Raw genomic sequence first — 18,346 nt, 5'->3', positions numbered from 1 at the left:
CAGCTCGGCGGCGACCACCGAGCCGATGCCGAAGAACGCGCAGTGGGCGAGCGAGGCCACGATGCGCCCCGCGAGCATCGCGCCGAAGCTCGGCGCGAGGGCGGAGAGCAGGTTGCCGACGGTGAACAGGCCCATCAGCAGCATCAGCATCGTCTTGCGGCTGATCCTGGTGCCGAGCACCGTCATCAGTGGCGCGCCGATGACGACGCCGACCGCGTAGCCGGTGACGAGCAGCCCGGCGGTGGGGATGGACACGCCGTAGTCGCCGGCGATCTCGGGCAGCAGGCCCATGACCACGAACTCGGTGGTACCGATCCCGAAGGCCCCGATGGCCAGGGCGAGGAGCGCGAGTGGCATGAGCCTACCCTCCATACGATTGCTAGTGCGCCTTACGTGCTCCGACAATAGTTGCATGCGCGGCATAACTGCAAATGCGGGCAATCGTCCCGCGCGTGGCGGTATCTCGACGCCCTGGTGCCTCGACGTCCTGGCGTCTCGACGTCCCGGTGTCGCGACGTCCCGGCGTCTCGATGTCCCGGCATCCCTGGCACCCCCGGTGCCCCCCGGTGCCCCTGGGGTTCGCGACGTCACCCGCCTGCGTCCGATCCCGCCGGAAAGAACTTGCGCAGGCCTTATATATGCTCGCGCCGATATTTCAGCGCGTGGCTTATCCTGGATCCTGTCCCGCCCGGAAGGAGACCTGGAGCCCATGACCGCCACCGACCCCGCGCTCACCGCCCTCGCCAACGGCTGGGCTGCCCTCTACGTCCTGTACGGCCGGATCGAGGCGCACGTCGAACGCGCCCTGCAGTCCGAGCACGACCTGAGCGTGCGCGAGTACTCGCTGCTCGACGTACTCGGCCGCCAGCACGACGGCGAGGGCGGCCACCTGCAGATGAAGCAGGTCGCCGACGCGGTTGTCCTCAGCCAGAGCGCCACCACCCGCCTGGTCACCCGCCTGGAGGACCGCGGTCTGCTCTCCCGCTACCTGTGCCCCACCGACCGTCGCGGCATCTACACCAACGTCACCGAGGACGGGCTGAAGCTCCTCGGCGAAGCCCGGCCGACCAACGACGCCGCCCTCCGTGAGGCGCTCGACGAGGCCGCGCGCAACCCCGAACTGGCCCCCCTCGTCACGGCGGTCGAGGCGATGAACCCTCCGACGGTGCTCCGGCGACCCTGAGCGGTCCGAGGCCCTGAGCGGCCCAGCGGCCCAGCGGCCCGGCAGGGCGGCAGCCCCGAGCACTCCCGGCGGCCAGGCCCCCGCCCGGCCGGTGGCGGACCGCGGCGGAGCGCCCGCCCCGGGATCTCCCTGCGTGACGGCTCCGCTCGGTCGTCCTGCCCGCGGTGTCGGCCGGACTCGGCGGCCGCTGGATCCGGAACGGCGGGATCCCTGTTCCGGTGGACGTGCGGTCGGCCTACACTGCGCCGGAGCGGAGGGGGTCCAGCTGATGAGTCGTCATGTCCTGGGGATGGTAGGTCGTCGCACTGCACTTCGTTACCTCGCGATCGGCGCGATGGCGAGTGTTGTGTCCGCCTGCGGCGGCAAGGGCTCCGGCGGGGGCGTCTTCGGGCAGGCCTTCAAGGCGTTCGTGGTCGGGGACTGGCGGTACGAGTCGACCGCCGCTCACCAGGGCGTCGTCACCGTCGCCCCTGACGGTAGGTGGTCCGCCGAAGTCGGAAAGGCCGGCGGGAAGTTGTCCACTGTCACCATCGAAGGACGGTGGGAGTTCGGCGGTGGTCGCCTCGCTGCCCACCTGGACTGGAGCGGTCCGCCGAAGACTGCGCCCTGCGTCGTTCCGGGTGCCCCCGACGGGGTCGGGGAAGGGTTCTCGGGCCGGTTTCCGATGGACAACGGCTGGAGCGAGGACCTGGGAGCGGCGACCGAGGTGACGTACAGAAACGGCGAGTTGACGTTGCACTTCCCGACCTACGCCGGGTTCGAAGAGGTGGAAGGCGCCGGTCTCACTGTGAGGTGCACCCGACGGAAGTGATCGCCTGAGCGATCCGCGTCACGGAACCGGGACCCCCGACGGGGTCAGGCCCGCCGCCGAAGCCGCCGGGCGAGGTCGACGGCCGCCGCCGGCCACTGCGGGTGCTCGAAGCCGAACCCCGCGTCCCGGAGCCGGCCGGGCGTCACCGAGCGGCTCTTGAGCAGCAGTTCGGTGTCCGAGCGGAGGGCGAACGCGCCGAGCTCGGCCATCCGGCGGGTGGCGGGCAGACCGACCGGGATGCCCCAGGCCCGCCGGAGCGCCTGCATGAACGCGCGCTGCGGCACCGGGTGCGGGGCGGCGAGGTTGACCGGGCCGGCCAGATCGTCACGGTCGAGCAGGAAGCGGACGGCGCGCACGAGGTCCCGGTCGTGGATCCAGGACATGTACTGGGTGCCGCCGTCGATCGGACCGCCGAGCCCGCACCGCGCCAGCCGCAGCATCAGGTCGAAGGCGCCGCCGCGGTCGGGGCTCATCACCATGGCGGTGCGCAGTGCGACCCGCCGGGTGTCCGGGGTGGGGGCGTCCTGCTGGGTGCGCTCCCAGGCCTTGGCGATGTCGGTGCTGCGGTCCCAGTACCGGGGGACGTCGGGCTCGCCTCCGCCGAGGACACCGGTCGCCTCGTCGTGCGGGGTGCCGTAGTGGTGCGCGTAGATGGTGGCGGTGCTCATCTGGAGCCAGACCCGCGGCGGGCGCGCGGCGGCCGCGACGGCCTCGCCGACGACCCGGGTGGATTCCACCCGGGAGGCCAGCATCTCGTGCTGGTTGGCGGCGGTGTAGCGGCAGTTGACGCTGCGCCCGGCGAGGTTGATCACGGCGTCGCTGCCGTCGACGGCCTCGGCCCAGCGGCCGAGGGTGCGGCCGTCCCAGTAGAGCTCGCGGTCGTGCCGCGGTCGCCGGGTGAGGATCAGGACGTCGTGGCCCTCGGCGGTCAGTGCGCGGTCCAGGATGCGGCCGATCTGGCCAGTTCCCCCGGGTATGACGATTTTCATGGAGTCCCCCTCCGTGGTGTTGTCCTTAGCTTAATACGAAAATGAACGCGTTCAAAAGCCTGTCGGCCCGTCTGTGGGACGGTGGGTCGTTTTGCATGCTGCGGCGGGTTCGCACTAGGTTTCGACGCCGTCGGCGTGGGTGGCCGCGGGGGAGCTGACCACCGGTCATGTGACCGGCGCGCCCGGCCGCGTCGACCGCACCATCACATCGGGGGAAGGAAAAGTCAGTTGCGTACCAACGGATCCAGCGTGGCCACCAGGACGGCGATCGCCGCCGCGGCACTCCTCGGCATCGGCATGCTGAACGCCTGCGGGCCGGACAACAGCGGGGAGCAGAACGCCGCCCCGAGCACCGCCGCCACCGCGGCCGGAACCGCCGCCGCGTCGGGCGCGGCGGCACAGCCGTCGACCGCCGCCGCCAAGCCGTCCTCGGCCGGCCCCGCCGTCTCCAAGGACATCCCGGCCGGCGCGTGGATCAACCCGCGCGCCATCCCGCTCGACGCCACCTATAAGTGGCCGGCCCCGGCGGCCGGCGCCAAGGGTGTGAGCGGCAAGCCGACCTTCAAGCTCCAGGAGCTGTGCCACTCCAAGCTCTCCCAGGACAACGAGAGCCTCGGCGCCGGCCGGGCCGCCGCGCAGTCCGTGATCGGCGCCGGCGGGGCCGACCAGTGGCAGGCCCAGCAGACCCTGCTCTACCAGGGCGACCCGCGCCCGAGCAGCGGCATCGCGCAGAGCGCCCACCTGGTCCTCGGCGACCTTGAGGACGAGGTCAAGAACTGCGCCAAGACCGTCCCCGGCGCCACCGTCAAGGTGACCAGCCCCGCGGACGCGATGTACTTCGCCGCCACGGTGACCGTCCCGCAGGCCGGCGGCACCACCGTCACCCTGCACGAGTACCTGACCGCCCCGGACGGCACGGTGAACGAGCTCTCGCTCTGGACGGCCGCCAAGACCGGCGCCCAGCCCAAGGTTCCGTGGGCCGGCCCGGCCGACGCCGACGTGACGAAGGCGATGGACGCGGCGCTCTGCGACACCCTCAAGGACTGCTGAGTCCGGGCAACGGCTGACTGACGGCGGCTGACTGACGGCTGCCGGCTGGCAGTGGCCGGGTGACGGCTGCCGGTCGGCAGTGGCCGGGTCACGGCAGCGGACGGGCAACGGCGGGTGGCGGGCGCGGGATGCGTCCGCCGCCCGCCGTTCCGTTCTCCGCCCGCCGTTCTCCGCGTGCCGCGTTCCGCGCGGCCCCCAGCTCCGGAAGCCCGGCCGGGGAGCGGGCCGAATGATCCGCGCCGGATGAGGGCGAGGGGCGATGCACCTCGGTGTAGTGGCTGGGGGATGATCTCCTGCGTGACGAGGGAAGCGGGTACGGGTGCGGGCGTTGATGAAGCCCGTGCATGGGACGCGCGGTTGGGCTGGGCGTTCGGGCTGGTGTCCGACGATCCCGCCGAACGGGCTGCGGCGCTGGTCCGTCTTGCCGATGCCCAGGGGAACGTGCGGGACGCTCTTGGTCGGTTCAATGAGTTGTGGCGCTTGACGCTGCCGCTCGGCGGACGGGAGCAGTGGCAGGATCCGGCCTTCCTGCAGGCCCATGAGATGTACGTCGAAGCCGGGAGGGGTTCGCTGCCCGACGCGTTGTGGAACCGTCCGCCGGGGGACGTCAGGACCTGGCAGGGTCTGCCCTATGCGCTCCTCTTCCTGGAATGGGAGGCGAGGTATCCGCAGGAGTGGACCCGGCATGCCAAGAAGTGGGGCACGAAGCAGAGCCTCATACGGGACGTGGCGGTCGCCGACCACGGCGAGACGGTCAGGGCGAAGCTCACCGACCTGGTCGAGATCGTCGTTCAGAGGGTCTACCGCTGCAAGGACCGCGAATACCTGCGCGTTGCTCGGGCCGTCGACAGCGAGGATCTGCGCGGCAGGCTGGAAACGTCCGCCCGGTCTGACAACCCATGGGCACGGCGGCATGCGGGCTATGTTCTCCGGCTCCTCGATCGTCCTGAGGTGCCCAACACGATTCACGTCTGGCAGAACTGGATTGCGGCCGAAGCCTGACCCGGCCGGGGAACACCACCGAGGCCGTGCTCCCGGGGACCGACCTGCCGGACCTGCTGTTCGAGGTCCACACCCCGACCGGGTTCCTCGACGACGTCGGCCACGTCTCCGACCTGGTCAGGGCCCGCGCCCCTTCCGGGGCCCGGAGGCTGTCGAGGACGACGAGGATTGACGCCTGCGCACCCGCCCGTTGGGCCTCTCGTCGCATCCCGTGGAGGCCGGGCGCCCGACGCTGCGGGGCCGGGACGAGGAACGCCGAGCCGGCCTTGGCGCCGGCTCAATGACCTCGCGGAGCCCTAAACGGCGCCCTCATGAACGAGATCCCGGGATTCCGACCGGTCCGGATCACCGGCCGGGGCTGCGGCACGCAGCGCCGCCTCGACCCGGCGGTTGGTGGTCATGGTCGACGTGACGGCGGTCATGGTGAGGAGGAGGCCGGCGGCGGTGTAGAGCGGGGCGCGCACGTCGCAGACGGTGGCCAGCCAGCCGCCGAGGAAGGCGCCGAACGGGGCGCCGCACATGGAGAGCATGCGGGAGGTGGAGGCGACCCGGCCCATCAGGTGGGCAGGGACGATCGTCTGTCGGAGGGAGGGGCCGAGCACCATCGTGGCGCCCATGCCCGCTCCGCAGACGGCGAGCGCGAGGCCGGCGACGTACGGGTTCGGGGCGGCGGCGAGGCCCAGGATGGCGAGGCCCTCGGCTGCGGCCGTGCAGGTGAGCGCGGCGCCGGTGCCGAGTCGTCGGCCGAGGAAGGAGGCGATGCCCGCGCCGAGCAGACCGCCGGTGGCCTCCGCCGTGAGGAGCAGGCCGAAGCCGAAGGTGCCGATGCCGAGACGGTCGTGCGCGAAGAGGGCGAGTACGGTCTCCACGGCGAGGAAGGCGATGTTCCCGACCGCCGGGCGCAGCGCGAGCCCGAGCAGCAACTGGTCCCGGAAGACGTACGCGGCGCCGGCCCGCGCCTGCCGCAGCAACGACTCACGGGCCTGCGGTGCGGGCCGGGGCGTGGCAGGCAGCGACCGTACGAGCAGTGCGGAGAGCGCGAACGACACCGCGTCGGCGAGCAGCGGAACCGCCCGCCCGAGCGCGAGCAGGGCACTGCCCGCAGGCGGCCCCGCGAAGCCCGACGCGGCGGTCTGGGCGCCGCGCAGGCGGGAGTTGGCGCGCTCCAGGAGCGCGGGGTCGCGGCCGAGCAGATCCGGCAGATAGGCCGTCGCGGCCGTGTCGAAGAAGAGTCCGCCGAGGCCGAGCAGGAAGGCGACGGCCGCGAGCAGTGGAATGCTCAGTACGTCGAGCGCGGCCGCTGCCGCCGGTATCGCGAGCAGCACCGCACGCGCCGCGTCCGTGACCCACATCGTGCGCCGACGGTCCCAGCGGTCCACCAGTGCGCCGCCGAGCACCCCGAAGAGCAGCCACGGAAGCGTTCCGGCGGTCGTGACGACGGCGAGCACCATCGGATCCCGCGTCAACGTCAACGCGAGCAGTGGCAGCGCGGCGTGCATCGCCCCGTCACCGAGCGAGGACACCGTCTGCGCGGTCCACAGCCGACCGAACCCGGTCGGCAACTTCTGAACTTCCGACCTCACTTGGCGCCCCCTTCGGCCTGCTCGCGCTGCGCCGGGTGGAACAGTGCGAAGACGAGCGACGCGTCCGGCAGCGACGGATCGGACAGCTCCCGGTACTCGTCCGCCAGTGCCTGCAGCCGCGCCCCCAGCTCCGCGAACTGTTCTTCGGTGAGCCGCAGATGCGCCATTCGCACGTGCCGCTCGCCATCCACCGGCGCTGCCTCCAGGTCCGCCACCGCATGCCGCATCAGCACATCCGGGCCTCCCTCGCCACGTTCCGGCAGCACGATCGACCGCGCGGCCATGGCGTAGTACCGCTCGGTGACCCCCCGGACCTTGCGCGTCCGCACCACCTTCACCAGGCCGGCCCGTTCGAGCAGTCGTACGTGGTAGCTGGAACTCCCCTTCGCAAGGCCCACACGTTCGGCGATCTGCGTGATCGTCGCGGGCTCGAAGCGGAGCACGGCCATGATCCGGTGGCGCGTGAGGTTGGAGACGGCGCGTAGCTGCTCGTCAGTGGAGACGTGGAACGCCTCGGGAAGATCGTCGGTAGGCATGCCCCCAATGGTCAACGTTTCTTGACCATTGGTCAAGGGGGTTCTTCTCGGGCTTCCGGAATCGGCTGTCCGGCACGTGAGGTCTGCACTCCCCGGGCGCACCGGCCAAGCCCTTGGGTCGTCAAGAAGCCTTCGCTCTCTGGAGATCCCTCCCGGAGGGTCGCCCGATCGCCTTGATCGCCGAGCTGCGGTGTCTCCCCGGGCGCCCTGCGCAACCGCATCCCGGACCTGCGCGAAACTGCGCGCCGGCGCCGTACCCCGCCCGGCTCGACGTGCCCGCGAAGTGGGCCAACCCGACCGAGATCAATCTCGGCGGCACGGTCTGAACCTCGACTACTCACACCCGGGTTCACGTCCGGCCCCGCGTCGGGTGGCCGGAAACGTGTCCGGATCGAGGGAACCCCGGGCCCGCGCCGCACGACTGGTGGACCGGGCGCCGACGGGCGGCCGTGCCGGGCCGGGAGTCCGGGGCGGACCGCCCTGCCCGCCCACCCGGTCCGAGTCTGCCCGCCCCAAGGAGTGCACGCGCATGTGCGGAATCACCGGCTGGGCGTCCTTCCACCAGGACGTCCGCCACAGCGCCCCCGTCATCGAGGCGATGACCGCCACCATGGCCCTGCGCGGGCCCGACGCGGGCGGAGTCTGGCTCGGCGCCCACGCCGCGCTCGGCCACCGCCGCCTCGCCGTGATCGACATCGAGGGCGGCGCGCAGCCGATGGCCGACCGCCGCGACCGTCCAGGCGTCGTGCTGACCTACAGCGGCGAGGTCTACAACCACCACCGGCTGCGCGCCGAACTCCAGTCCAGGGGACACCGGTTCGAGACCCGCAGCGACACCGAGGTGGTGCTCCGCGCCTACCTGCAGTGGGGTGACGCGCTCGTCGACCGGCTGGAGGGCATGTACGCCTTCGCCATCTGGGACGAGCGGGCGGAGCGGCTGCTACTGGTCCGCGACCGGCTCGGCGTCAAGCCGCTGTTCTGGGCCCCCGTCGACGGCGGCCTCGCCTTCGGCTCCGAGCCCAAGGCGCTCTTCGCGCACCCGGAGATCACCCCGACCGTCGACGCCGACGGCCTGCGCGAGGCCTACAGCCTGCTCTTCAACACCGGCCCCACCGTCTGGGCCGGCGTCCGAGAGGTCCACCCCGGGGGTCTGCTCGTCCTCGACCGGGACGGCGTCCGCGAGCGCCGCTACTGGGAGCTGGAGGCCCGCCCGCACACCGACGACCTCGCCACCACCACCGAGCGGGTCCGCTCGCTGGTCAACCGCGCCGCCCGCGCCCAGCTGGAGGCCGACGTCCCGCTCTGCAGCCTGCTCTCCGGCGGCCTGGACTCCACCGTCGTCACCGCACTGGTCGCCGACGAACTCCGGCTGACCGAGGGCCCGCAGGCCAGGCTGCGCTCGTACGCCGTCGACTACAGCGACCAGGCCGAGCAGTTCACCGGCGACGTGCTGCGCACCGGCCACGACACCCCGTACGCAGCGGAGGCCGGCGCCTTCATCGGCAGCGACCACTCCACCGTCGTCCTCGACCCGAAAGCCCTGCTCGACCTGGACCACCGCCGGGCCGTCGTCGTCTCCCGTGACTCGCCGATCGGCGTCGGAGACATGGACACCTCGCTCTACCTGCTGTTCGGCGAGATCCGCCGGCACTCCACGGTCGCCCTCTCCGGCGAGGCCGCGGACGAGGTGTTCGGCGGCTACCCGTGGTTCCACAAGCCCGCGGCGCTCGCCGCACGGACGTTCCCCTGGCTGCTCGTCACCGGCGACGAGGCGGCCATGCCGATCAACCCGGACCTCGCCGCCCACCTGCGCATCGGCGAGTTCCGCGACAACACCTACCGCGGCGCGCTCGCCGCCGTCCCGCACCTGGACGACGAGAGCCCCGCCGAGCACCGGCAGCGGGAGATGCAGCACCTCTCGCTCACCCGCTGGCTGCGCCAGCTGCTGCACCGCAAGGACCGCCTCTCGATGGCCCAGGGCCTGGAGGTCCGCGTCCCCTACTGCGACCACCGGCTGGTCGAGTACGCCTTCAACATCCCCTGGGCGATGAAGAGCCACGACGGGCGGGAGAAGAGCCTGCTCCGCTCCACCGGCCAGGGCATCGCGCCCGACTCGGTGCTCTGGCGGCCGAAGAACCACTACCCGACCACCCATCACGCCGACTACAACAGCGGCCTCCAGCGGCTCGCCCGTGAGGCGCTCGACGTGCCGCACGTCCGTGACATCGCCGACGAGACGGTCCTCAAGGCGGGGCTCGGCACCCCGGCCGGCGAGCTGGAGTGGGGCCACCGGCTCCGTCTGGAGCGGGTCGTCGACCTCGCGCTCTGGCTCGACCACCACCGCCCGGCTCTCGCGATCTGACGGTTCGCCTGCGGCCCGCCGCGGGGAAGGCGCGTCGTGCCGTGCCGTGCCGTGCCGTGCCGTGTTGTGGCGTGACCGGGCGCCCGGGCGGGCGTAGAACGGACGGAACGATCACCGGACCCCACCGGACCCCGCCGGACCCCGCCGGATCCCATGGGATCCCACCGGACCCCACCGATCGCCACCGGACCGGACGCCGCACGACCGGAGGAGACAGGCTTGAAGACCGACCCCCGCCACGGCCCGCTGGTCGCGATGCTGCTGGTGCTCACCGTGGTCACCGGGCTGGTCGACGCGGTCAGCTACCTCGCGCTCGGCCACGTCTTCGTCGCCAACATGACCGGGAACGTCGTCTTCCTCGGCTTCGCGCTAGCGGGCGCGCCCGGCCTCTCCGCGACGGCCTCGCTCGCCGCGCTGGCGGCCTTCCTCCTCGGCGCGCTCGCCGGCGGCCGGCTCTGCGAAGTCCTGCCGGGCCACCGGGGGCGGCTGCTGGTCGTCTCCACGGTCGTGCAGGCCGCGCTGCTGGCCGGCGGCACCGCCCTCGCCGCGCTGGCCGGCTACACCGCCGACCCGGTCCGCTACCCGTTGATCGGCCTGCTCGGCTTCGCGATGGGCCTGCAGAATGCCGTCGTCCGCCACCTCAGGGTGCCGGACCTCACCACCACCGTCCTCACCATGACCATCACCGCCCTCGCCGCCGATCGCTCCGGCACCCGTCGACTGGCCTCCGCCGTCTGGATGTTCGGCGGAGCCCTCCTGGGGGCCGTGCTCGTCCTCCACGCCGACGTCCCGGCCGCGCTGGGCCTCGCCCTCGCCCTCCTCGCTGCCGTCGCGATCCTCACCGACCGCGCGTCCCGCCCCCACTCCGGCCAGGACGGCCCGGGAGGGCCCGCCCCCGCCTGGACGGCTCCGGAGGGCGGGTCCTGACCGAAGGTCACCGTGCGCTCGGGGGACGGGACCGGGGGCCGGGGACCAGGCACCGGGAACGGGGGAGGAGCGATACACGCGCGGCCGCCGCGGGCTTCAGGGCGCGTCGGTGGCCCGCTTCGGCGGAGTCGTCCAGCCGGCGTCGACCCGTGCCCGCTCGGCCGCGATCAGCGGGCCGACCACGTCCTCGACCGTCCGGTGCGAGATCTCCGCGAACGCGCGTACCCAGTCGACGAGTTCGGCGGGCAGCTGGAGCGTGAGACGGCGCGTCTCCGCCGCCCCGGCGGCCTCCGGGACGGTGAGGAAGGCGTCCGCCTCCACCCCGTACCACCGGGTCGTCCGCCCGACCGGTGCCATCCCGAGGCGCCGGCAGACTGCCGCCGAGGGGGCGTTGCCGGGGCGGACGACGGCGTGGACGCGGGTGAGGCCGTCGGCGAACCCCTTGGCGAGGGCGGCGCGGGCCGCCTCGGTGGCGAAGCCCTGGCCCCAGGAGTCGGGGTGGAGGTGCCAGCCGACCTCGACCTCCCCGTCGCCGTCGGGCAGCGGTACCAGCAGGACGGAACCGACGACGACTCCGGTGTCCCGCCGTTCGAGCGCCCAGATGCCGTACCGGGGATCGGCGGATCGCTGCCGGAACCGCTCGATCAGGGCCGGGGCCTCGTCGGGCGAGGCCAGCGCCCTCGGCTCGGCGCCGAGCCAGCGCGCCACCTCCCAGCGGGAGTAGATGTCGTAGACGCGCTGCTCGTCGTGCGGCTCCCAGAGCCGGGCGGTGAGCCGGTCGGTGGTGAAGGCGATGTGCACAGTGGTCTCCGTCAGTCGTCCTGGGGCCCGCCGGGGCTGCTGGTGGTGCGGCCGCTCCACCGGGGCTCGTGCCGGGCCCAGGACTCCTCCCAGGCCAGGTCGGCCCGCCGGTTGAGGACGCGAAGGCGCAGCGCGAGGGCACCGACCAGCACGGTCGTGACGGTCAGGAACCCGGCGAGGCCGGCGCAGACCGCGTTGATGACGAGGCTGCTCCTGGTCGTGGGGGGAATGGCGGGGGTGCCGGCCCGGTCGACCCAGAGGGTGACGGCGGAGCCGGCGACGGCGGTGTGGCGGACCTCGATCGTGCCGGTGCGCGGCTGTCCGTCGGGGGCGGTCCAGGCGGCTTCGGCGGGCAGCTGGTTCCGGTAACCGCCGGTGCGCCGGCCGCTGGTGGTGGCGGTGGGGTGGTCGACGCTCCGTACGACGGCGACGACCGGGTGGAGGCGGGCGCGGTCGGCGGCGGCGTCGCGCGCGGTGGCACGGTAGCCGAGCAGTGCAGCGGTGACGGCGGCCGCGAGGGTGAGGAGAACGCCCAGCACCGTGGCGGTCCGGGCGCGGCTGCGGGACCGGTCCAGCGGGCGGACGAGTGTCCGTGCCGACGCGCCGTCGTGCGCGCCGAAGACCCGCCGCAGCTTTCGGCCGGCCCGCCGCGGCAGCGACGCGGGCCGGGGCCGGCGGGGTGTGCTGGACACGATGCGGGCTCCTCGGGGTTCGCCGGGTTCGCGGGGCGACGGTGCGGTGGCGCCCGGCCGGGGTCCCCGCCGCGGTGCCCGTACTGCCGGGTTCCCATCTCACTCCGTCCCCCCGTCCGTGCACAAGAGCCGTGCGCGCCCGCACCACCGGGGAGTTTCGGGCGAACCGGGACGTTCGACCCTCGGCGGGGGAGGCCCGGGCGAGGCAGGCTGGAGGAGCCACGTCCCCGCATGGGCCGGGACGTGGCGGGTTCGGCCTGCTGTGGGGGCTTGCCGGGCCGTGGTGTGGAGCGGGGGGCGGTGTGGGGCCGCCTCCCGCTCACGCCTGCCCGGACGTCTCCTCCGAACGCCCCTTCCGGGTGCCTCTCCGTACGCCGTTCCCGGTACTCACCCGCAGGCGTTCCGCACGCCGCCCCGGCGCCGCTCCCGCCCCGCCCGGGCGCAGTTGCGACTGCGTCGCTCACCAGATCCGCAGGTCAGAGACGTATTCTCGCCAGCTATACACTCGGAGTATACGCCTGATGTATGGTCATCTCATGAGTGTTCCTTTGACCCTTCTCGGGCTGCTGGAGCGAGAGCCGAGCCATGGCTACGACCTCAAGCGCGACTACGACGCCTTCTTCGGGCGGGGCAAGCCCCTGCCGTACGGCCAGGTCTACGCCACGCTCGGCCGGCTGGCGCGGGACGGCAAGGTCGTGGCCGGCGAGGCCGAGCCCGGCGACGGGCCCGAGCGCAAGCGCTACGTGATCACCGAGGCCGGCGTGACGGAGTTCGAGCACTGGCTCACCGAGCCCGTCTCGCCCGAACCCAACCTGCAGACGGTTCTCTTCACCAAGGTCGTGCTGGCCCTGATGCTCGGCCGCGACGCCGAGGTCTACCTCGACACCCAGCGCGCCGCCCACATGCACCGGATGCGCGAGCTGACCGACCTGCGCCGCAACGGCGCGCTGGTCGACGCCCTGCTCGCCGACCACGGGCTCTTCCACCTGGAGGCCGACTTGCGCTGGATCGACCTGACCACCGCCCGCCTGGACGCGCTCGCCGAGGCGGTGCGGTCATGACCCTGCTGATCGAGGCCCAGGACATCACCCTCGCCTTCGGCGAGACCCCCGCGCTGCGCGGCGCGAGCCTGTCCGTGAACGCCGGCGAGGTGCTCGCCATCATGGGCCCCAGCGGCTCCGGCAAGTCCACCCTGCTGCACTGCCTGGCCGGCATCCTCACCCCCGACTCGGGCGAGGTCCGCTTCAACGGCCAGCGGATCGACACCATGGGCGAGGCCCAGCGCAGTGCCCTGCGCCGCGACAAGTTCGGCTTCGTCTTCCAGTTCGGGCAGCTCGTCCCGGAGCTGACGGCCGAGGAGAACGTCGCCCTGCCGCTGCTGCTGAGCGGCACCAAACGGGCCGCCGCCCTGGCCGAGGCCCGGCCCTGGTTCGCCCGGCTCGGCCTGGACGGCATGGAGCGGCGCCGGTCCGGCGAGCTGTCGGGCGGTCAGGCGCAGCGCGTCGCGCTGGCCCGCGGTCTGGTGGCCCGGCCGCAGGTGCTGTTCGCCGACGAGCCGACGGGCGCGCTGGACTCGCTCACCGGCGAGCAGGTGATGGAGCTGATGGTGGGCGCCGCGCGCGAGCAGGGCACCACCGTCATCCTGGTCACCCACGAGCCGCGGGTCGCCGCCTACGCCGACCGCGAGGCGATCGTCCGGGACGGCAGGGCCACCTCTCTCCCGGCAGGCCCGGCGGCGGGCCGCGCGGCGGAACGGATCGCCTCGTGATCGCCTTCTCGCTCCGACTGGCCGTCAGCGGTGGCCGGGAGGCCGTTGCCCGGCTGGTCATCATCGCCGCCGCCGTGGCGATCGGCGTCGGTCTGCTGCTCTCCACGCTGGCGAGCATCAACGCCGTCGGCAAGGCCAACGAACGGGTCCTGTGGACCAACTCCGGCGCGGCGAGCCGCACCGAGACGGCGCCGGTGGACCCGCTCTGGTGGTGGGACCACAGCGACTTCTTCAACGGCAAGGAGATCTTCCAGCTCGACGTCGCCGCCACCGGGCCGACCGCGCCCGTCCCGCCGGGCCTCACCAAGCTGCCCGCACCCGGCGAGTACTACGCCTCGCCCAAGTTGGCCGAACTGCTGCGCAAGACCCCGGCCGTCGAACTGGGCGACCGTTTCCCCGGCCGGATGGCCGGAGTTCTCGGCGCCGAGGCGCTGCCCTCCCCGGACTCGCTCTTCCTGGTCGAGGGCCGGACCCCGGGGGAGATCGAGCACATGCCCGGGGCGAGCAAGGTCACCACCATCGCCACCGCTCTCCCGCCCTCCTGCGACAACGACTGCCCGGGGCTGGGCACGCGCGGCGACGCCATGACGCTGATCCTCTCCGTCGTGGCCGGCGCGCTGATCTTCCCGGTGGTCATCTTCATCGGCACCGCGACCCGGCTCTCCGCCGCCACCCGTGAGCAGCGCTACGCCGCGATGCGGCTGGTCGGCGCCACCCCGCGGCAGGTTTCGGTGATCTCGGCGGTGGAGTCCACCGTGGCCGCGGTGGCCGGAACGGTCGTCGGCTTCGGCCTCTTCCTGCTGCTGCGCCCGCTGGTGGCGACCATCCCGTTCACCGGGAACCGGTTCTTCGCCGAGGACCTGTCGCTCACTCCGCTCCAGGCGGCGGCCACGGCGCTGGGCGTCCCCGCGGCGGCGGCGGTCGCGGCCCGGCTGGCGCTGCGGCGGGTCACCATCTCCCCGCTGGGTGTCACCCGCCGGGTCACCCCGAAGCCGCCCGGTCACTGGCGGGCGGTCCCGCTGCTGGCCGGCCTGGCCGAGCTCGGTTACTTCGTCAACCGGCGCCCGGACACCACCAACGGGCAGACCGCGGCCTATCTGACCGGCTTTCTGACGATCATGCTCGGCCTGGTGATCGCCGGACCCTGGATCACCATGGTGGCCGCCCGCGCCGTCGCGCTGCGCACCAGCCGCCCGGCCACGCTGATCGCCGTCCGGCGGCTCGCGGACGACCCGAAGGCGGGCTTCCGGTCGGTCGCGGGCCTGGTCCTCGCCCTGTTCGTCACCACCGCGACCGTCTGCATCATCGGGACCATCAACGACAGCCGGGGCACGCTCAGCGGCGACCCGCAGACCCGGGTCGCGGTCGGGCAGAGCGGCCGGATGGAGGATCCGCCGATGACGGACGCCGTGTCGGCGAAGCTGCTGGCCGACCTCCGGGCGGTGCCCGGCTTCCGCGGCCTCTCCCTGGGCCACGACAACCCGCAGGGGCTCGGCAGGATGCCGGGTGAGCGCCCCTGGTTCTCGCCGAGCCTGGTGCTCTGCTCCGACCTCGCCCAGGTCCCGGTGGTGGGCCGCTGCCCCGCCGGCGCGAGCGTCGTCGGCGTCCCGCAGTGGGCCTTCCTGGACCTGCGTTCCAACGCCAAGGCCGAGTGGCCGGCCGCGCCGGTCTCCGCCGAGGAGGTGGCCGGGCTGCCGGTGCGCAACATCTACGTGACCACCGACGGCTCCACCGCCGCCATGGAGCAGACCCGGACGCTCCTGACCAAGGCCAATCCGGCGTACGCGTCCCGAACCGTGGGCGACTGGGGTTCTGCCCAGCAGAGGCAGCTCGCAGGCTGGCGGCAGCTGGCCAACGTGGTCCTGCTGACCACCCTGCCGATCGCCGGCTGCAGCCTCGCGGTGAGCGTGGTGGCGGGCCTGACCGACCGCAAGCGGCCGTTCGCGATGCTGCGGCTCACCGGAGCGCCGCTGCGGCTGCTGCAACGGGTGATCGGGCTGGAGAGCGGGCTGCCGCTGCTGGTGGTGGCGGCGATCGCGACCGGGACGGGCTTCGCGGCCTCCGCGATGTTCCTCAAGTCGCAGATGAACTACGACCTGGTGTCGCCGGGCGCGGTGTACTTCGTCCTGGTGGCACTCGGCCTGGCGACCTCGCTCGGGATCATCGCCTCCACACTCCCGTTGCTGAAGCGGATCACCGGCCCGGAGGCGGCCCGCAACGGCTGACCCGCCCGCGACGGCTGACCTGCTCCGGAGGCGGCCCCGCCCCGGACGGCCGGCCGGCCCGCGACGGCGGCCCCGCCCGCGACGGCTGACCCGCTCGCAACGGCTGACCCGCCCCCAACTGCGGCCCCACCCGCAACGCGGCCCCGCCCCGGACGGACGGCCGGCTCCGCGCCCTACCCCGTCACCCGGCTCCCGCCGGTGACGGGGTAGGCGTGCGTTCCGGGCCGGAGCACCGAGGGGGCGTCCGGAAGCCAACTGCCGAGCACGAGCGCGGACGGGTAGAACATCGGCCCGGGCAGTGCGTCGAGCGGGAAACGCTCCCAGCCTGCGCACGCGTGCGGCTCGGTGACCTCGGCCGCGGCCAGGCTCGGCGGGGCGAGCACGGCCGCGGTCAGCCGGGGGCGGCCCAGCTCGTGGTCGAGCAGCACGGCCAGGACGCGCATCCGCTCGGCCGGCAGCACGATGCCGGTCTCCTCGGCCAGCTCCCGGGCGGCGGCCTGTTCGAAGGACTCGCCCGGGTCGTCCACCTTGCCGCCCGGCAGGCTCCAGGTCGGCGGCTCGCCGGCGGTGATCCGGCGGCCGAGCAGCACCCGGCCGTCCCCGGTGGGGACGATGACGCCGGCGCCGAGCAGCGGTGCGGTGGTCAACTCGATTCCTCCCTGTACGGGTTACCTCGTGCGGGTTACCAGGCGGAGCGGTCGAAGTCCTTGAGGAAGCAGCCGTAGAGGTCCTCGCCCTGCTCGCCGCGGACGATCGGGTCGTACACCCGGGCCGCGCCGTCGACCAGGTCGAGCGGGGCGTGGAAGCCCTCGTCGGCGAGGCGCATCTTGTCCGGGTGCGGACGCTCGTCGGTGATCCAGCCGGTGTCGACGGCGGTCATCAGGATGCCGTCGGACTCGAACATCTCCTGCGCGCTGGTGCGGGTGAGCATGTTCAGCGCGGCCTTGGCCATGTTGGTGTGCGGGTGTCCGGCGCCCTTGTAGCCGCGCTGGAACACGCCCTCCATCGCGGAGACGTTGACCACGTACTTGCGGCGGGACGCCGAGGCGGCCATCGCCGGGCGGAGCCGGCTGATCAGGATGAACGGCGCGGTGGAGTTGCAGAGCTGGACCTCCAGCAGCTCCACCGGGCCGACCTCGTTGACGGTCTGCACCCAGCTGTTGGTGGGCGCGAGGTCGGGCACCAGGCCGCCGGCGTCGATCGCGGTGCCGGCCTCGATCCGGGCGGGCGTCGCGGAGCCGGTGACCAGGGCGAGCGAGGTGACGTCCTCGGCGGACAGCCGCTCCTCGTCGCCGCTCGCCTGCGCGGGCAGGGCCGGCAGGTCGACGCTGCCGCTTCCGAAACGGCCGATGGTGGTCGACTGCGGCAGCTCGCCGGCCGGCAGCGGCGCGTTCTCGGCGTTGACCAGCTCGCGGTAGGACTCCGGCGGGCGGCGCACGGTCTGCGCGGCGTTGTTGATCAGGATGTCCAGCGGGCCGTCCGCGGCGACCTCGTCGGCCAGCGCCATCACCTGGGCCGGGTCGCGCAGGTCGATCCCGATGATCTTGAGCCGGTGGATCCAGTCGGCGCTGTCCGGCATCGCGGTGAAGCGGCGGATCGCGTCGTTCGGGAAGCGGGTGGTGATGGTGGTGTGGGCGCCGTCGCGCAGCAGCATCAGCGCGATGTACATGCCGATCTTGGCCCGGCCGCCGGTGAGCAGCGCGCGCTTGCCGGTGAGGTCGGCGCGGGCGTCGCGGTGGGCGCGGTTCTTCACGGCGCAGGTCTGGCAGAGGTTGTGGTAGAACGCGTCCACCTCGACGTACCGCTGCTTGCACGTGTAGCAGGAGCGGGGGCGCTCCAGGATGCCGGCGATCTCGGTGGTCGTGACCGTGGTCAGGCCGAAGGCGCCGGCCGTCTCGTCGTCGATCCGGGTCGGCGCACCGGTGGCGGTACGGGCGGTGACGGCACGGTCGTTGGCGGTCTTCCGGGCCCGGGTCTCCTGGCGGCGACGCTGCTTGAGCGTGCGGAATATGCCGCCGACCGCCTGGCGGACGGTGATCGCGTCCGGGTGGTCGACGTGCAGCCCGTCCAGCTCGGCGAGCACGTCGAGGCAGAGCCGCAGCCGCTCCGGGTCGAGGCCGGGACCGTAGTCGATCTCCTCCTCGATCCCCTCGGTGCCGTTGCCCTGCTGGATGTCCACGCCCGCCGTCATCGCCCGCTGCCGCTTTCCTGGATTGCCTCGCCGTTACCGCGTGAATGCTACGGGAGCGGCCCTGGCCGGGGCGAAAAGCCGGACGGTTGGAGGAATCTCCAAGCCTGGGAGCCGTGCGGCGATCATGGTTTGTGCGGTGCCCCAGCAAACGTCCTCGAACTGGCTTTTGCCCCCACGGTGCCGGAGAATCGAATGTTGGGTGCGGGGCGCCCGAGTGCGCCCCGCG

At 73.0% G+C, this 18,346-nt stretch carries 17 protein-coding genes; 9 read left to right on the top strand and 8 right to left on the bottom strand.

Annotation, left to right across the window (positions count from 1 at the left end; all coding sequences use genetic code 11):
- Nucleotides 1-357: MFS transporter (locus tag ACFC1F_RS14400; protein WP_376158259.1), on the bottom strand; the 357-nt coding region annotated here is incomplete at its 3' end.
- A 352-nt stretch (nucleotides 358-709) separates the two neighbouring features.
- Between ACFC1F_RS14400 and ACFC1F_RS14395 the strand changes: the two genes are divergently transcribed.
- Both ACFC1F_RS14395 and ACFC1F_RS14390 read left to right on the top strand, forming a co-directional pair.
- Complete coding sequence (locus ACFC1F_RS14395) at nucleotides 710-1,183, top strand: MarR family winged helix-turn-helix transcriptional regulator (protein ID WP_209410449.1); 474 nt, start codon at nucleotides 710-712, stop codon at nucleotides 1,181-1,183.
- A 334-nt stretch (nucleotides 1,184-1,517) separates the two neighbouring features.
- Nucleotides 1,518-1,994, top strand: a complete 477-nt coding sequence (locus ACFC1F_RS14390; protein WP_376158257.1) for a hypothetical protein — start codon at nucleotides 1,518-1,520, stop codon at nucleotides 1,992-1,994.
- 44 nt (nucleotides 1,995-2,038) lie between these two features.
- On the opposite strand, the gene ACFC1F_RS14385 is transcribed toward ACFC1F_RS14390, so the two are convergent.
- Nucleotides 2,039-2,983, bottom strand: coding sequence for a TIGR01777 family oxidoreductase (locus tag ACFC1F_RS14385; RefSeq protein WP_376158255.1), 945 nt, complete (start codon nucleotides 2,981-2,983; stop codon nucleotides 2,039-2,041).
- 228 nt (nucleotides 2,984-3,211) lie between these two features.
- Here ACFC1F_RS14385 and ACFC1F_RS14380 point away from each other — a divergent pair, with 228 nt between their 5' ends.
- Nucleotides 3,212-4,033 (top strand): hypothetical protein, encoded by an 822-nt coding sequence (locus tag ACFC1F_RS14380; RefSeq protein ID WP_376158253.1) that lies wholly within the window; start codon nucleotides 3,212-3,214, stop codon nucleotides 4,031-4,033.
- A gap of 297 nt (nucleotides 4,034-4,330) precedes the next feature.
- Nucleotides 4,331-5,035, top strand: coding sequence for a hypothetical protein (locus ACFC1F_RS14375; protein WP_376158250.1), 705 nt, complete (start codon nucleotides 4,331-4,333; stop codon nucleotides 5,033-5,035).
- Between the two features lie 296 nt (nucleotides 5,036-5,331).
- Here ACFC1F_RS14375 and ACFC1F_RS14370 read toward each other — a convergent pair whose 3' ends face one another.
- Together ACFC1F_RS14370 and ACFC1F_RS14365 are read right to left on the bottom strand one after the other, a co-directional pair.
- Nucleotides 5,332-6,618 (bottom strand): MFS transporter, encoded by a 1,287-nt coding sequence (locus ACFC1F_RS14370; protein WP_376158247.1) that lies wholly within the window; start codon nucleotides 6,616-6,618, stop codon nucleotides 5,332-5,334.
- Nucleotides 6,615-7,154, bottom strand: a complete 540-nt coding sequence (locus ACFC1F_RS14365; protein WP_376158244.1) for an ArsR/SmtB family transcription factor — start codon at nucleotides 7,152-7,154, stop codon at nucleotides 6,615-6,617. The genes ACFC1F_RS14370 and ACFC1F_RS14365 overlap by 4 nt, the downstream gene beginning before the upstream one ends.
- Before the next feature lie 529 nt (nucleotides 7,155-7,683).
- On the opposite strand from ACFC1F_RS14365, the gene asnB reads away from it, so the two are divergent.
- Together asnB and ACFC1F_RS14355 are read left to right on the top strand one after the other, a co-directional pair.
- Complete coding sequence (gene asnB, locus ACFC1F_RS14360) at nucleotides 7,684-9,516, top strand: asparagine synthase (glutamine-hydrolyzing) (protein ID WP_376158242.1); 1,833 nt, start codon at nucleotides 7,684-7,686, stop codon at nucleotides 9,514-9,516.
- A gap of 255 nt (nucleotides 9,517-9,771) precedes the next feature.
- Complete coding sequence (locus ACFC1F_RS14355) at nucleotides 9,772-10,443, top strand: YoaK family protein (RefSeq protein WP_376158267.1); 672 nt, start codon at nucleotides 9,772-9,774, stop codon at nucleotides 10,441-10,443.
- A gap of 96 nt (nucleotides 10,444-10,539) precedes the next feature.
- On the opposite strand, the gene ACFC1F_RS14350 is transcribed toward ACFC1F_RS14355, so the two are convergent.
- Nucleotides 10,540-11,244, bottom strand: a complete 705-nt coding sequence (locus tag ACFC1F_RS14350) for a GNAT family N-acetyltransferase (RefSeq protein WP_376158239.1) — start codon at nucleotides 11,242-11,244, stop codon at nucleotides 10,540-10,542.
- Nucleotides 11,245-11,255: 11 nt separating this feature from the next.
- Nucleotides 11,256-11,936: a hypothetical protein gene (locus ACFC1F_RS14345; protein WP_376158237.1), complete on the bottom strand. Its 681-nt coding sequence runs from the start codon at nucleotides 11,934-11,936 to the stop codon at nucleotides 11,256-11,258.
- Between the two features lie 536 nt (nucleotides 11,937-12,472).
- On the opposite strand from ACFC1F_RS14345, the gene ACFC1F_RS14340 reads away from it, so the two are divergent.
- The 3 genes from ACFC1F_RS14340 to ACFC1F_RS14330 are packed head-to-tail and all read left to right on the top strand — an operon-like array spanning nucleotide 12,473 to nucleotide 15,929.
- Nucleotides 12,473-12,997: a PadR family transcriptional regulator gene (locus tag ACFC1F_RS14340; RefSeq protein WP_209410459.1), complete on the top strand. Its 525-nt coding sequence runs from the start codon at nucleotides 12,473-12,475 to the stop codon at nucleotides 12,995-12,997.
- Entirely contained in the window at nucleotides 12,994-13,704 is a 711-nt protein-coding gene (locus ACFC1F_RS14335) for an ABC transporter ATP-binding protein (protein WP_376158234.1), read from the top strand. The genes ACFC1F_RS14340 and ACFC1F_RS14335 overlap by 4 nt, the downstream gene beginning before the upstream one ends.
- Nucleotides 13,701-15,929, top strand: coding sequence for an FtsX-like permease family protein (locus ACFC1F_RS14330; RefSeq protein WP_376158231.1), 2,229 nt, complete (start codon nucleotides 13,701-13,703; stop codon nucleotides 15,927-15,929). The genes ACFC1F_RS14335 and ACFC1F_RS14330 overlap by 4 nt, the downstream gene beginning before the upstream one ends.
- Before the next feature lie 173 nt (nucleotides 15,930-16,102).
- Here the strand turns inward: ACFC1F_RS14330 and ACFC1F_RS14325 are convergent, their stop codons facing one another.
- Together ACFC1F_RS14325 and ACFC1F_RS14320 are read right to left on the bottom strand one after the other, a co-directional pair.
- On the bottom strand, nucleotides 16,103-16,576 hold the full coding sequence (locus tag ACFC1F_RS14325; RefSeq protein WP_209410462.1) for an NUDIX hydrolase: 474 nt from the start codon (nucleotides 16,574-16,576) through the stop codon (nucleotides 16,103-16,105).
- Between the two features lie 35 nt (nucleotides 16,577-16,611).
- Nucleotides 16,612-18,120, bottom strand: coding sequence for an SDR family NAD(P)-dependent oxidoreductase (locus ACFC1F_RS14320; RefSeq protein ID WP_376158228.1), 1,509 nt, complete (start codon nucleotides 18,118-18,120; stop codon nucleotides 16,612-16,614).
- Between the last annotated feature and the right edge of the window lie 226 nt (nucleotides 18,121-18,346).

It is taken from the genome of Kitasatospora sp. NPDC056181 (assembly GCF_042266225.1).
Taxonomy (GTDB): domain Bacteria; phylum Actinomycetota; class Actinomycetes; order Streptomycetales; family Streptomycetaceae; genus Kitasatospora.
This window is presented reverse-complemented; position numbering and strand designations above follow the sequence as displayed.

What these genes read in the sequence shown, in the direction of transcription:
- ACFC1F_RS14395 (WP_209410449.1), top strand. Translation starts at nt 710, where the DNA reads ATGACCGCCACCGACCCCGCGCTCACCGCCCTCGCCAACGGCTGGGCT.
- ACFC1F_RS14390 (WP_376158257.1), top strand. Translation starts at nt 1,518, where the DNA reads ATGGCGAGTGTTGTGTCCGCCTGCGGCGGCAAGGGCTCCGGCGGGGGC.
- ACFC1F_RS14385 (WP_376158255.1), bottom strand. Translation starts at nt 2,983, where the DNA reads ATGAAAATCGTCATACCCGGGGGAACTGGCCAGATCGGCCGCATCCTG.
- ACFC1F_RS14365 (WP_376158244.1), bottom strand. Translation starts at nt 7,154, where the DNA reads ATGCCTACCGACGATCTTCCCGAGGCGTTCCACGTCTCCACTGACGAG.
- asnB (WP_376158242.1), top strand. Translation starts at nt 7,684, where the DNA reads ATGTGCGGAATCACCGGCTGGGCGTCCTTCCACCAGGACGTCCGCCAC.
- ACFC1F_RS14355 (WP_376158267.1), top strand. Translation starts at nt 9,772, where the DNA reads ATGCTGCTGGTGCTCACCGTGGTCACCGGGCTGGTCGACGCGGTCAGC.
- ACFC1F_RS14340 (WP_209410459.1), top strand. Translation starts at nt 12,473, where the DNA reads ATGAGTGTTCCTTTGACCCTTCTCGGGCTGCTGGAGCGAGAGCCGAGC.
- ACFC1F_RS14335 (WP_376158234.1), top strand. Translation starts at nt 12,994, where the DNA reads ATGACCCTGCTGATCGAGGCCCAGGACATCACCCTCGCCTTCGGCGAG.
- ACFC1F_RS14320 (WP_376158228.1), bottom strand. Translation starts at nt 18,120, where the DNA reads ATGACGGCGGGCGTGGACATCCAGCAGGGCAACGGCACCGAGGGGATC.